The organism is Acinetobacter sp. CY17 (assembly GCF_059515825.1).
Genome location: NZ_JCAKMX010000001.1, coordinates 239730 through 254029, shown reverse-complemented (window position 1 = coordinate 254029; position 14300 = coordinate 239730). Strand labels below are relative to the sequence as shown.

The 14300-nt window shown below is 41.3% G+C and carries 12 protein-coding genes; 5 read left to right on the top strand and 7 right to left on the bottom strand.

Going from position 1 to position 14300, the window contains the following annotated elements; translation table 11 throughout:
* Positions 1 to 59: 59 nt before the first annotated feature.
* From purD to AC5YCI_RS01310, 6 genes are all read right to left on the bottom strand, one after another.
* Positions 60 to 1343, bottom strand: a complete 1284-nt coding sequence (purD, locus tag AC5YCI_RS01335) for a phosphoribosylamine--glycine ligase (protein WP_496129019.1) — start codon at positions 1341 to 1343, stop codon at positions 60 to 62.
* Positions 1344 to 1472: 129 nt separating this feature from the next.
* The gene (gene purH, locus AC5YCI_RS01330) at positions 1473 to 3047 is read right to left on the bottom strand and encodes a bifunctional phosphoribosylaminoimidazolecarboxamide formyltransferase/IMP cyclohydrolase (protein ID WP_496129020.1); all 1575 of its coding nucleotides are present in this window, start codon (positions 3045 to 3047) and stop codon (positions 1473 to 1475) included.
* A 95-nt stretch (positions 3048 to 3142) separates the two neighbouring features.
* The gene (fis, locus tag AC5YCI_RS01325) at positions 3143 to 3412 is read right to left on the bottom strand and encodes a DNA-binding transcriptional regulator Fis (protein WP_001086304.1); all 270 of its coding nucleotides are present in this window, start codon (positions 3410 to 3412) and stop codon (positions 3143 to 3145) included.
* A gap of 388 nt (positions 3413 to 3800) precedes the next feature.
* Complete coding sequence (locus AC5YCI_RS01320; protein ID WP_496129021.1) at positions 3801 to 4664, bottom strand: MJ0042-type zinc finger domain-containing protein; 864 nt, start codon at positions 4662 to 4664, stop codon at positions 3801 to 3803.
* 14 nt (positions 4665 to 4678) lie between these two features.
* Positions 4679 to 5581 (bottom strand): 50S ribosomal protein L11 methyltransferase, encoded by a 903-nt coding sequence (prmA, locus tag AC5YCI_RS01315; protein WP_496129022.1) that lies wholly within the window; start codon positions 5579 to 5581, stop codon positions 4679 to 4681.
* Positions 5582 to 5760: 179 nt separating this feature from the next.
* Positions 5761 to 6120: a hypothetical protein gene (locus AC5YCI_RS01310; protein ID WP_496129206.1), complete on the bottom strand. Its 360-nt coding sequence runs from the start codon at positions 6118 to 6120 to the stop codon at positions 5761 to 5763.
* 241 nt (positions 6121 to 6361) lie between these two features.
* Between AC5YCI_RS01310 and mnmG the strand changes: the two genes are divergently transcribed.
* Together mnmG and mhpT are read left to right on the top strand one after the other, a co-directional pair.
* Entirely contained in the window at positions 6362 to 8242 is a 1881-nt protein-coding gene (gene mnmG, locus AC5YCI_RS01305; RefSeq protein ID WP_496129023.1) for a tRNA uridine-5-carboxymethylaminomethyl(34) synthesis enzyme MnmG, read from the top strand.
* A 298-nt stretch (positions 8243 to 8540) separates the two neighbouring features.
* On the top strand, positions 8541 to 9740 hold the full coding sequence (gene mhpT / locus AC5YCI_RS01300) for a 3-(3-hydroxy-phenyl)propionate transporter MhpT (RefSeq protein WP_496129025.1): 1200 nt from the start codon (positions 8541 to 8543) through the stop codon (positions 9738 to 9740).
* A gap of 352 nt (positions 9741 to 10092) precedes the next feature.
* Here mhpT and AC5YCI_RS01295 read toward each other — a convergent pair whose 3' ends face one another.
* Positions 10093 to 11100, bottom strand: a complete 1008-nt coding sequence (locus AC5YCI_RS01295; protein WP_496129026.1) for a helix-turn-helix transcriptional regulator — start codon at positions 11098 to 11100, stop codon at positions 10093 to 10095.
* A gap of 244 nt (positions 11101 to 11344) precedes the next feature.
* Here AC5YCI_RS01295 and AC5YCI_RS01290 point away from each other — a divergent pair, with 244 nt between their 5' ends.
* The 3 genes from AC5YCI_RS01290 to AC5YCI_RS01280 are packed head-to-tail and all read left to right on the top strand — an operon-like array spanning position 11345 to position 14292.
* The gene (locus tag AC5YCI_RS01290; RefSeq protein WP_496129027.1) at positions 11345 to 12886 is read left to right on the top strand and encodes a circularly permuted type 2 ATP-grasp protein; all 1542 of its coding nucleotides are present in this window, start codon (positions 11345 to 11347) and stop codon (positions 12884 to 12886) included.
* A 27-nt stretch (positions 12887 to 12913) separates the two neighbouring features.
* Positions 12914 to 13516 (top strand): alpha-E domain-containing protein, encoded by a 603-nt coding sequence (locus tag AC5YCI_RS01285; protein WP_496175121.1) that lies wholly within the window; start codon positions 12914 to 12916, stop codon positions 13514 to 13516.
* Positions 13513 to 14292 (top strand): transglutaminase family protein, encoded by a 780-nt coding sequence (locus tag AC5YCI_RS01280; RefSeq protein WP_496175120.1) that lies wholly within the window; start codon positions 13513 to 13515, stop codon positions 14290 to 14292. The genes AC5YCI_RS01285 and AC5YCI_RS01280 overlap by 4 nt, the downstream gene beginning before the upstream one ends.
* Positions 14293 to 14300 lie beyond the last annotated feature (8 nt).

Here is a 14300-nt window from a genome sequence, read left to right as displayed (position 1 = left end):
ACTTTGTGGTAATTATACAAAAAAACCCACCGAAGTGGGTTTTTATTGCTTAAACTAAATTAAGCATTTTCACGCGCAATGGCACGGTAACCAATATCTTTACGATATTGAACACCATCAAACGTTACTTTTTCACAAAGCTCAAGAGCTTTTGCTTGCGCTTCACCAATGGTATTACCTAGTGCAGTTACACAAAGTACACGTCCGCCAGCAGTCACGATATCGCCATTCTCAAGCGCTTTTGTACCCGCATGGAATACTTTGGCATCTGTCATTTGGGTGTCTAAACCTGAAATCACATCGCCATTGCTAGACGTTTCAGGATAGCCTTTAGATGCTAAAACGATACCTACAGTTTTACGCTCATCCCATTCAGCTTCTGCTGGTAAATTGCCTGCAATACCTGCTTCAACTAAATCAACTAATGATGATTTTAAACGCATCATAATTGGTTGAGTTTCAGGGTCGCCAAAACGACAGTTAAACTCGATCACTTTAGGTTGACCTTGTTCATCAATCATCAAACCTGCGTATAAGAAACCTGTATAAACGTGACCGTCTTTTTTCATACCTTCAACGGTAGGACGCATCACTTCATTCATGGTTTTTTCAAATACTTCGGCCGTTACAACAGGCGCAGGTGAGTAAGCACCCATACCGCCCGTATTTGGACCTTGGTCGCCTTCAAAAATACGCTTATGATCTTGAGAAGTTGCCATTGGTAAGATGTTGTCGCCATCAATCATACAAATGAAAGATGCTTCTTCACCGGCTAAGAATTCTTCGATCACAACGCGAGAACCGGCATCACCAAATTTGTTGCCTGCAAGCATGTCGTCAATCGCAGCAAATGCTTCCTCGTTGGTCATGGCAACAATCACGCCTTTACCCGCAGCAAGACCATCCGCCTTAATCACGATTGGCGCACCATTTTTCTCAACAAATGCTTTGGCCGCATCCACTTCGGTAAATACGTCATAAAAAGCGGTTGGGATGTTATGGCGTTTTAAGAAATGCTTGGCAAATGCTTTAGAGCCTTCTAACTGCGCTGCAAACTGCGTTGGACCCCAAATTTTTACACCTGCTGCACGGCAAGCATCCACCACACCGTTCACAAGCGGTGCTTCTGGGCCAACTACAATCAACTCAACCGCATTGTTTTTTGCAAAATCAATAATTGCAGCATTATCTAAAATGCTTAAATTTACGTTTTCACATTTTGGCTCAGTTGCTGTGCCCGCGTTACCAGGTGCAACAAACACTTTAGCCACTTTTTCATCTTGTGCGATTTTCCATGCCAATGCATGTTCACGACCGCCATTACCCAAAACTAAAATATTCATCGGTTCATACTCCATGAATCGAAAAGCATAAAGTCCTCAGCCTGCAAGCAGGAGAGGACTTTATGAAGATTAGAAATCTAATGTAGTAAGCATTATTGCGTGCTTATACGTCATTATACAGGCGCCAGATTAGTGACGGAAATGACGCATACCTGTGAACACCATGGCAATACCTGCTTCATCAGCTGCTGCAATGGTTTCTTCATCACGCATAGAACCACCCGGTTGAATAATGCATTTGATGCCCGCTTTTGCAGCGTTATCAATACCATCACGGAATGGGAAGAATGCATCAGATGCCATTACCGCGCCTTCAACTACAAGACCTGCATGTTCAGCTTTAATTGCAGCAATACGCGCAGAGTTTACACGGCTCATTTGACCTGCGCCAACACCGATGGTTTGACGGTTTTTAGCATACACAATCGCGTTTGATTTCACGTATTTCGCAACTTTCCAAGCGAAGATCATGTCATCAATTTCTTGTTCAGTTGGGGCACGTTTAGTCACAACTTTAAGATCATCTTTAGTAATCATACCTAAGTCTTGATCTTGAACGAGTAAACCGCCATTCACACGTTTATAGTCCATTTGTGGCGCACGTTCGTCAATTGCTGGTAATTCGCCACATACAAGTACACGTACGTTTTTCTTCGCACCAGTTACTTCTAGCACACCTTCAGCAACGCTAGGTGCAATAATCACTTCAACGAATTGACGGTCTACAATGGCTTGAGCAGTTGCAACATCTAATTCACGGTTAAATGCGATGATGCCACCGAATGCAGATTCTGGGTCAGTTGCATACGCAAGATCATAAGCAGCTTGAATGCCGTCTAAAGATACCGCAACGCCACATGGGTTCGCATGTTTTACGATTACACATGCAGGTTTAGCGAATGATTTAACACATTCTAGTGCTGCATCGGTGTCCGCAATATTGTTATAAGATAATTCTTTACCTTGTAACTGTTTAGCTGTTGCAACAGATGCTTCAGTTGCAGCAGGGTCAACATAGAATGCAGCAGATTGGTGTGGGTTTTCACCGTAACGTAAATCTTGTGCTTTGTTCAATTGCGTATTGAAAGTACGTGCAAATTGATCTGCTTGACCCTCGATTTTACCTACGCGTGCACCTAAGTAAGAAGCAATCATGCCGTCATACTGTGCAGTATGTTCAAATGCTTTAACAGCAAGGTCAAAACGAGTTGCATAAGAAAGTGAGCCTTCAGCTTTAAGCTCAGCAACTACAGTTGCATAGTCAGACGCATTCACCACGATACCCACAGATGCATGGTTTTTCGCAGCAGCACGAACCATGGTAGGACCACCGATGTCAATATTTTCGATCGCATCGGCCAGTGAACAGTTTGGTTTTGCCACAGTTGCAGCAAATGGATAAAGGTTTACAACCACTAAATCAATAGCATCAATGTTGTGTTCAGCCATCACAGCTTCGTCTAGACCACGACGAGCTAAGATACCCCCATGAATCTTTGGATGTAGTGTTTTTACACGGCCGTCCATCATCTCTGGGAAACCAGTATGCTCGGAAACTTCAACTACGGCAACATTATTGTCTTTTAACAATTTGTATGTTCCGCCAGTAGATAAAATTTCTACCCCCAGAGCCACTAGGTTTTGTGCAAATTCGACAATACCAGTTTTGTCGGAAACAGAGATTAAAGCGCGTTTAATAGTCATGATCTTCGTCACAGTTTTCAAGGAACAGATTAAAACAAATAAGGCAAAATTTCGGTCAAAAAAAATGCCTGCGTTCAACGCAAGCATCTTATCATTTATTCACTCATTAAACCGTGAGCTTTCAACTTTTTACGTAAAGTACCACGGTTAAGTCCTAGAATCTCAGCAGCGCGAGTTTGGTTGCCGCGTGTATATTCTAAAACAACAGATAGAAGAGGTTTCTCCATTTCTGCTAGAACCATGTCATAAACCTGAGATGGTTGCTCGCCTTGCAGTTGTGCAAAGTAATGGCGAACTGCGCGATCTACGTGAATACGCAAAGCGACATCAGATTGTGCAGTAAAAATAGGAGATTTGCTATTCATGCGAATTAATCCGAAAAATAAAATATCACTGGGATAAAGTGATATATCAATGTGGTCTAAAAATAAAATGAACCCCGGTTTTAGATCTTAAATCCAGAAGCTCTAAAACAGAAAGGCTAGCTTGCCACAGTCCCACGCCTTGATGTTTTTTTGATCGTAACAATAGATGAATTTTTGTTACGGGCAAAAATAAACAAAAAATCGGCTCGTACGCTGTTATGGGAAATAAAGCGCAGTCAAGCAGAAGTTGTATTTGTTCTTACGTAAAGCGAGGTGTTTGCAGCATAAGCTGTAATGGCGCGTATAATACCATTGTCTAAGAAAAAGTGAGCAAGAAAAGTGCATTTTTTTTCAATTTTTTTTGCACTTTGCATCGTTTTTTTTGATCTTAAGGTTGAATGATTTCTAAATGTGGCTCTTGTAAGTGCTTTTTAGCAACAGGTACTTCAAAACTAAATTTAAAAGGTGTGTCAGCGGGTAGACGCTCAATTCCTTGATACTTTTCTTCTAAATAGTCATCGGGATGAAAAATATATTCCACTTGGCCCACTTCGGTTTGTGTAGTCACTAATAGGCGAGGTAAGGGAATACTCTTTAGATCTGTATTGTTTAAGGCGCCACTAAATTCAGTTGCATAAAGGCCTTTAGCATTTAAGCGTAATTGCTCAATTGTAACTTTTTCATAGCGCTGTTCTAGGCTTTGACAATTGATCATGCTACAGGCGTAGCTAAAACCTTGCTTTAAAGCTGGGTAATGTGCCACGATTTTTGGATTGAACCATAAAATTTGAAAGGCTAAAAATCCCATTAGGCTAAGATTAATGGCACTCCACATAACATAATAACCAAGCCCAGGTTTTGGTGTACTGCAGCGTTCTTTTTCTGAAAGTTTTAAGGCTGGAAATTGGTGAATGGGTTCGCTACTAAAATAGTTTAAATTATTTAAGTAGGTATATAGGTCAATATTAGAGTGCTCAATCTTACGATCAAAAATATCGAGTAAGTGGTGTTGACTATAGCGGCGTACTACGCTTGGCTGAGTGGCGGGTTGCTGAACCTCAGGTTGGACTAAGCTAGCGTGCGCGTTGCTTACTGTTTCCTGCTGAGCTGAGATTTCAACCAAATGTAGTAGGGCATTAAAGCTAGAAAAACATTTGGGGCAACAAACCATGCCCTGTGCAATGGTGAGCTGTTCAACAGAGACTTTATAGATTGTTGTACATTCAGGGCATTGGGTTTGTTTTTTATTCATACTTTAAGATATTTTTAGTGAGATTGACGTTTACCAGAAATACGGCACCAGTATCCGTCGCGTTTTTCTACTTCTAATATATCAAAAAATTCAGAATAAACATTAGAAACATCAGAGACTTGCTCTTCAATTACCCCTGCAAGTGCGAACTCACCCTCAGATTTAACTAAAGTTGCGAACTGTGGCGCAAGCATCATTAAAGGGCCAGCTAAGATATTAGCAACAAATACATCAGCTTTTTGGTCTTTAAGGGTTTCGTTAAACTCATCAGGTAAACCCACATAAAGGTTGTTCATTACACCATTGAGCTCAGCATTTTGTTGGGTTGCGAGTACCGCTTGTGGATCAATGTCCGTCGCATAGACTTTTTTCGCGCCCAATAATAAAGCTGCCACAGCTAAAATGCCTGAACCACAACCGTAGTCGATGACAATTTTATCTTTAAGATCAGTTTTACCGAGCCATTGTAAGCACAGGAAAGTTGAAGCATGGTTGCCTGTACCAAAGGCTAAACCTGGATCCAATTTAAGATTAACGGCTTGAGCATCCGGTGCTGTCATCCATTCAGGTACAATCCAGAAATTGTCGCTAATTTGGATTGGCTCATAGGCATCCATCCAAGTACGTTCCCATTCTTGATCTTCAATAAACTCATGCGTTAATGGTGCTTCTGGCATTTGTGTTTGAATAAAGGTCACAAGAGAGTCGACATCAATCTCTTCGCCATCTTCTTGCGCATAGATGCCGGTTACAATCACTTTATTCCAAAGCGGCGTTTCACCCGGAAGTGGCTCGAGTAAATCTTGGTTTTCAGCATCATCTAAAGTAACACTCAGCGCACCTAAAGACTCTAATAGGGTCTCGGTAAAATCGACTTGGGCTTGATCAACTGTAATATGAATTTGTAACCATTTCACGGGCGTAACCTAAAACAAAATAAAGTGCCTAGTGTAACGTACCTCTAGGGTAAACCGCGAGTGTTGCGTGCAATTGATCTGCTCAACTGGTGATAGGATTGAATTTCTAAGCAGCCATAAAAAATGCACATCGAGCTTAAGCTTGACGTGCAGCTATTTTGCAACACACGCCAATTGAATTAGCGGTTACCTGCTTGTGGGCGCGGTGGGCTAAATGCTAGGGCACATTTGCCATTATAGGTACGACCTTCAATCGTGACCGTTTTGCTATTTGGGTCTTGACGGCACACGTTTAGTAATTCAGGTTCATCCCCATAAATCACAGCATTTTTATCAGAGCTAAAAAATTGATTCTGACAACTCCCATTCCAAATAATGCCACGGTAGGCAAACTCGACCCAATCACCTTGTGTTTTGCCTTGGCAAATTTTTTGAAAGGTTTGTGGATGATAAACAGTCGCCACTTTGTCATTGGCAAAGCTGCTGATCGGGCTGAGCAGACCACATAAAGTGGCAGCAAGTAAAATTTTCTTATTCATCATGACTGATCCTCTATGGATATAGTTGTTAGCATAAAAAATAGCGTAAAGAATACAAACACAGATGCTAATTTTTTGTAAAACTAAGTTGCAACCTTAAACTAAATAGCCAATAAATAGAACTTTTTAATCTAAACCAGCATGGTTTTTTTTTGCTAAAGAAAATCTGCCAAGATGTCAACTTATAGGCAATTTTTTGCTATAATCTGCGGTCTTCTTTTTCAATCTCTCTAATACCACTATGCACTATCCTAAAGTTTATGATGTCATTGTTATCGGTGGCGGTCACGCAGGTACTGAAGCCGCGCTTGCTGCCGCGCGTATGGGACGCCAGACGTTGCTCTTAACTCATAACATTGAGACTCTAGGGCAGATGAGCTGTAACCCAGCCATTGGTGGTATTGGTAAATCACATTTGGTACGTGAAATTGATGCCTTAGGCGGTGCGATGGCATTGGCTGCTGATAAAGGCGGTATCCAATTCCGTATTTTAAACTCACGTAAAGGTGCAGCAGTACGTGCTACACGTGCCCAAGCAGACCGTGTACGCTTTAAAGCTGCCATTCGTGAAACATTAGAAAACCAAGCCAATTTGGATATTTTCCAACAAGCGGCCGATGACTTAATTGTTGAAGGTGATACTGTAAAAGGCGTAGTGACCCAAATGGGCGTACGCTTTGATGCCAAAACAGTGGTACTGACTACAGGTACATTCTTGGGCGGTGTGATCCACATTGGTCTCAACAATGCCTCTGGTGGCCGTGCGGGTGATCCACCTTCAATTTCATTGGCTGCGCGCTTACGTGAATTAAACTTACCTGTGGGTCGCTTAAAAACAGGTACACCGCCACGTATTGATGCACGTTCAGTTGATTTCTCGGTGATGACTGCACAGCCGGGTGATTTCCCATCGCCAACTATGTCATTTATGGGGGATGCATCAATGCATCCTGAGCAAGTGAACTGTTATATCACCCACACCAATGAAAAAACTCATGACATTATCCGTGGCGGTTTAGATCGTTCACCGATGTATACGGGTGTAATTGAAGGTGTAGGCCCACGTTACTGTCCATCGATTGAAGATAAAATCCATAAATTTGCTGATAAAGACTCACATCAAGTGTTTTTGGAGCCTGAAGGTCTAGATACACACGAACTTTATCCAAATGGTATTTCAACATCATTGCCATTTGACGTACAGTTTGAATTGGTACGCTCAATCCGTGGTATGGAAAACGCGCACATTCTGCGTCCGGGTTATGCAATCGAATACGATTACTTTAACCCACAAGCACTTAAATTCTCACTTGAAACCAAAGCCATTAATAACTTGTACTTTGCTGGTCAAATTAACGGTACAACGGGTTATGAAGAAGCTGGTGCACAAGGTTTACTGGCTGGTCTAAACGCAGCACGCCGTGCATGGGATCAAGAACAATGGACACCAAAACGTGACGAAGCCTATATGGGTGTATTGGTGGATGACTTAATTACTTTAGGTACCAAAGAACCGTACCGTATGTTTACCTCACGTGCCGAATACCGCTTAATGCTGCGTGAAGACAACGCGGATCAACGTTTAACGGCGATTGGCCGTGAAATGGGCTTAGTCGATGACACACGTTGGGATGCATATTGCGCCAAAATGGAAGCGATTGAGACTGAAAAAGGTCGCTTACAACATCTCTGGGCTGCACCAAACAATGCGTTAGGTAAAAAGTTTGTAGCATTAACAGGTGACGATTTATCTAAAGAAACCAATGCGATTGATTTGTTAAAACGTCCAAATATCAATTTCTCACAAATTGCTGAAATTACAGGTTCTGAAGTGTCTGCATTTGTCGGTGAGCAAATTGAAATTGCAGTGAAATATGCGGGTTATATCAACCGTCAGCAAGAAGATGTAGCGCAAATGAAGCGTCTGGAAGAAACCAAAATTCCTGCCGATTTTGATTATGATATGGTTTCAGGTTTATCTCGTGAAATTACCTTAAAATTAAAAGATGTACGCCCTGAAACACTGGCGCAAGCAGGTCGTATTCCAGGTGTAACACCTGCGGCAGTACAATTGGTGATGATTACGATTCGTAAAAATAACCAAGCGAAAAAATCTGCTTAATAGATCCGAAAATATAAAGCTTAAAAGCCCGCCAAGTGCGGGCTTTTTTATACGCTATTATTTTTAATGATGGCATGATAGTTAAGAACTTTCATATTTATAAGTATATGTTTTTAAATCATTAAAATAAATATTAAGACTTAAAAAGTATTGATAGTGAAACTTTTGTGTATAAATAAATGAGATCAGTGTTATTTTAGCGCTGAATGCTGCGACTATTGTCTTGCTAGGTATTCAGATCAAGGCACTTCAAAATACTGCCCACATATAAATGCACTGTGAATAACTGAGGTTCGCCATGGCATATAGCACTAAAACCCAAAAAATATTAACCGTATTTCTATGCTTTTGGGTGGCCTTTTTTGAGGGCTTCGACTTGCAAGCCCCCGGTATTGCAGCACAAGGTATTGCCGCAAGTTTTGGCTTAGATCAAGTTCAAATGGGCTATGTGTTTAGTTTAGGGGTGTTTGGTATGCTGTTTGGCGCCTTCTTTGGTGGGCGTGTTGCAGATTTTTTAGGTCAAAAGAAAGTCCTGATGCTCTCGATTGCCATTTTTGGCGTGTTTATGTCTTTAACTGCAATTGCGCCTAATGTAGAGATTTTATATGTGGCACGTTTTTTGACTGGTCTGGGTTTAGGTGCAGCCATGCCAACCATGATTTCGGTGGTTGGGGATGAAGCCACTGAGGCCAACCGCGGTAAGTTGAACAGCTTAATGTATTGTGGTTTACCTGTAGGCGCGATCTTTGTGGCAGGTCTCGCTATGCTAATCACTGATATTCAATGGCAGACGCTGTTTTTAATTGGTGGTTTAACGCCGTTGTTGCTGATTCCGTTTATGGCAATGATTTTAAAAGATAAACCACGTGTAGAAAAGCAAGTAAGCACAGAAGCTGTGCCGGGCATGGCGCAAGTTTTATTTAAACAGCAACAATACAAGCATACTTTACCGCTCTGGGTAGGTTTCTTCTTTACCTTAATGATTAACTATATTTTAATTAGTTGGTTGCCTAACTTACTTATGCAGCAAGGTTTAGAAAAACAACAAGCCTTTTTAGTTATGCTGGTGTTCCAAGTCGGTGCAGTGGTTGGTACTTTAGGGCTGGGTTATCTACTTGACCGTCTTAAATTATGGCAAATGGCTGTGATTATCTATAGCGGTTTATTTGTGGCGCTTTCCTTATTGTTTACCACAACTTCAATTCCACTCCTTATTCTAGCAGGTGTGATGGGCGGCATCTTTTCAACGGGTGGTCAGTCGATTCTGTATGGAATCTCACCCATCTTTTATTCAGGTTTAGGAAAAGTCACAGGAGTGGGCAGTGCGATTTCTTTGGGTCGTCTAGGTGCCATGACTGGGCCACTACTGACCGGAAAGATTTTAGCATTGGGTTTAGGCACAACAGGCATCCTCATGGCCAGTCTTCCTGCTGTCGTGGTTTCAGCTGTCGCAGTGACTGCATTATCGCGCTATAAAGCCAAGCATCATGATCAATAGCACATAGACTGCTGTTGCAATAGGTGGCTAAGGCTGCCTATTTTTATGCATGAGGTTTAAGCTATTTTCTGCAAAGTTTAGCAAAAATCATTGTTTTGCAGCGGATAGATCAGCATCTATGCTGTATTGACCCGCTTAATAAGGAGATCAAAACAATGACTAAAAAGACGATCCGTTATAACCGTGCAGAAATCGCATGTGGTTGCTCAATGTGTTAAGGGTCAACAGCGGCTTGGCAAAGCGTAGGGGGATTTGGCACACGCTTTGCTTAAGTCAAAGAAAAAAACTCAAAAAAAGCAATCATAAAAATATAAGTTATCAATTATAGAGTCCCGCAGCTTGGGACTCTTTTTTATGCTTTGCTGTCTGTTTCGTAAACTGCATGTGCCACGGCCTCAGGTTCAATCTGTAAGATCTTTCGTCCAAAGCCTCTTAACCACCACACCAATTGTGAAGTAAACGGTACGGTCGCACGCACCTGATATAAATTATCGGTTAACTTCTCAATCACTTGATCGCGACTTAAAGCACTCTCCTCAAAAAAATGCACTGAATTTGCATTCATGGTCAGTTTGAGTTCAATGTTTTCGGTAGGTTTTTGATAATCCACACGAAAACCTAAAGCACCTGATTCAATATAATGGTCTAAGTGAAAATCATTTTGGTGCACGGTACGACTGTCTAATACTTTTGCTGACCTAAAACGGTGCAAAGCAAAAGTTTGAATGGCAGTTTTGTCATGCCGCGTACAGATTAAATAAATCACAGCACCTTTTTGTACCAAGGCCAAAGGATTTAAAGTATAGTTTTTTTCACCACTGGTATGGCTACGACTTTGATAAACACACTCTAATTGGCGATCTTGTAGCAGGGCTTCATAAATGGCTTGCTGTGCATCTTGATCCACGGTTGGTGGGATCAAAGGTTGGCTAGAAGGCACAATACGCACACGATTGACCCATTGTTTAACATGATTTTGCTCGAGCAAGCTGCGTCTGGCGGCATCAAACCAGGGGTTCATTTCTGCAACTAAACTCGGCGGAAGTAAATGTTTTAAATGTTCCTCAACCATCATGAACGTTACTGCTTGTGAACTGGTCATATGCGGTAAGCTCTGAATTGGTGCATCGCTACACCAGCGCCAACCTTGTGGCACGGTTTTATTACTCTCAATTGGAAAGCGTTGTGCAATTTGGTTTAAGTCACGTTGAATGGTCCTTAAACTGGTCTCAATGCCCTCACGTTGTAACTGTTGTTGCAGTTCACGTGTACCCATCCATTTGCCTGTAGATAAGCGTGACAAGATTTGCCATTGCCGATATAAGCTATTGGAGGTTTCTTTTTCTGAAGTTGCAGCCATAGATGTATGATGCTCAAATTTAATTTCTTTCCCATTGTAAAGCCTGTTGTTGGCAAAAATGAATGCTTTTGCTGTTTAAAATATGAGCTACATCACAATTGTCCTGAAATAAGTTGGAGTAAAAGACCATTGGCAAGCCTATAGCCAATCTATTAACATAGATTACATGCCAATTTGTAACTATGGCATTGATTTTGCTTACATATATAAACAATACATAACAAATACATAAGAGAGGGTAGGCATGTTAAAAGAGACGAAACAAGGTGAAATAGCACCTGCCAAGAGCAAAGAAAGTTTACAGCCTAAAACGGTACAAGAAGCCAAACGAACACCAGCACAGGCACATTATTTATTTCAACAATTAAAGTCTGAATTTTTTAATGAATTACGTGATGACAAAACCATGTCTGCTGAAACCTTTGCCAAAATTGAGCATTGGTTATCACAACATGACCTCACTGAACTTAAAGGTCTCAACGAAGCAGCCAAACAACATTTCTTATATGAGGGCATTACCTTTACAGTTTATGGTGAAGACACGGGTATTGAGCGCACTATTCCATTTGATGTGATTCCACGCGTTATTGCTAAACAACAATGGAATAAAATCGCCCTAGGTTCAGCGCAACGTGTGCGAGCCCTGAATTTATTTTTACATGATATCTACCATGACCAAGAAATCTTAAAAGCAGGTATTGTTCCAGCCCAGCAAGTGCTGACTCATGAAGCTTATTTACCTCAGATGTTAGGACATCATCTTAAAGGTGGAATTTATAGCCAAATTAGCGGTATTGATATTATTCGTGATCGTGCGGGCGAATTTTACGTATTAGAAGACAATCTACGCACCCCATCAGGTGTTTCTTATATGTTAGAGAGTCGTAAAATCAGCCAGAAACTTATACCTGATCTATGTCAAAGCAATAATATTTTATCAATTGAGCAATATCCACAACTACTACGTCAGATTTTGGCTGAAAGTGCCAACGTCGATCATCCATTTATTGTGGTGTTAACACCGGGGCGTTTTAACAGCGCGTATTATGAACATTCGTTCTTAGCACGTGAAATGGATGTACCTTTGGTGTCTGCGCGTGATTTGTTTGTAGAAAATGACAAAGTTTATGTACGTACGATACGTGGTCGTCAACAAGTAGATGTGATTTACCGCCGTGTCGATGATGCCTATTTAGATCCATTGTGCTTTAAACCCGACAGTACTTTAGGGGTGGCGGGTTTAATGTCTGCCTACTTAGCGCAAAATGTGGTGATTACCAATGCGCCAGGCACAGGTGTTGCTGACGACAAATCAATTTATCCTTATGTGGATAAAATGATTGAATATTATTTAAATGAACAACCGATATTAAAGAATGTGCCGACTTACCAATGCCGTGAACAAAAATCTTTAGAATATGTGGTTGAAAACTTAGAAAAACTGGTTGTCAAAGAAGCACAGGGTTCAGGCGGATATGGTATGTTGATTGGTCCACAGGCATCGGGTCAAGAAATTGCCAGCTTCCGTAAAAAACTATTAGAAACGCCGCAGGCTTATATTGCTCAGCCTACCCTTGAGCTTTCGGTCTGTCCAACCTTAGCTGAGCATGGCATGGCAGAACGTCATATTGATTTACGTCCATTTGTTTTAAGTTCGCCATTACGTACTGAAATTGTACCAGGTGGCCTAACACGTGTTGCCATGCAACCTGGTTCATTGGTGGTCAACTCGTCGCAAGGTGGTGGCATTAAAGACACTTGGGTTGTTGACGCATTACATTCTTAAAATAAAACAATGATAAGGAGGGAATATATGATTTTACTCAGCAGTAATGCACAGCAAATTTCTTGGTTAGGCCGTTATTTAACCCGTGTACAGTATTTATGTAGCCAATTTCCTTTTGAGGATGACGCACTAGCGAAACAGTATGCAGAGGCTTTTGTATTAGATGCTCAAGATGCTGAAGCTTTAAATCGCTTAGTGCAAGATGAACAGCAATTGGCATCGTTTGCTCAGCAATTCCAATGTGCTAAAGATAATATTCAAGACCTGCGTGGCGTTTTATCATCAAAAAGTTATGCTGAGTTAAATCAATTGATTAAAGCGGCAAGTGAAAATAAGAATTATATCTGTGATGTAGTGGGTGAGTGTCATGATATTCTCGAGGCCGAATCACAAGATATCTTCTTATTTTTTGTTTTAGGACAAAACGTCGAACAACTGGATCGTCAATTACGTTTACAACAAGACACCCAACATACCCTGAATGATTTAGAAAAAATTATTGATTTACTCAACACGATGGGCTGGAGCAAACTCAAAGGCGCATGGTTACAACTACAAATTTTACCCAACAGTATTAACTTCTATCGCTTTAGCGACCATATCCAACAGCTGTTTGAGGTTGATGTATGAAATTGATGATTAATCATCAAACCCATTATTACTATACGGATGTTGTGCAAAGCAGCATCCAATATATTCGTATGTCACCGGGTTCTAATCGGCATCAACAGGTACAATATTGGGATGTGAGCGTGCCGGGTGAACGACAGATAAAACAAGATGCCTTTGCCAACATTTGGATTACCAGTTCACAGCGTTTTAGCTACCAACAAATGTCAATTATGGCACAAGGCATTATTGAGATTGAGCCTGAAACTGAGGCCATGCCTGTTGATCATCTTCATCCGACTTTATTTTTACAACCCACGGTCGCCACACAGTGCAGTTTAGAGATGCTGGAATTTGCCAAGCGTTATGTCAAACAGCCTTCTCGGCAACAGTTAATTCACTTGGCTGGGGCAGTTTTAGATTATATGCCATATTTGCCCGCCACGACCTCAGTGACTACATCGGCACCACAGGCCTTTGCCTATCGTCAAGGCGTGTGCCAAGACCATAGTCATGTCTTTATTGCCATGTGCAAGGCTTTAGGTCTGCCAGCACGTTATGTATCGGGTTATTTATATGTGCCCAATTCAGCGCATCTTGCCAGTCATGCTTGGGCTGAGGTATTTTTAAACAATCATTGGTATAGTTTTGATATTAGTAATCAAATTTTTACCCCATCTTCCCATATCTATGTTGCGATTGGACGTGATTATTGGGATGTGGCACCGGTGCGTGGTGTACGCCAACAAGGTGGTGTAGAGAGCATGCATTCAATTGTACAAGTGTTGGCCTGCTAATTTAATCA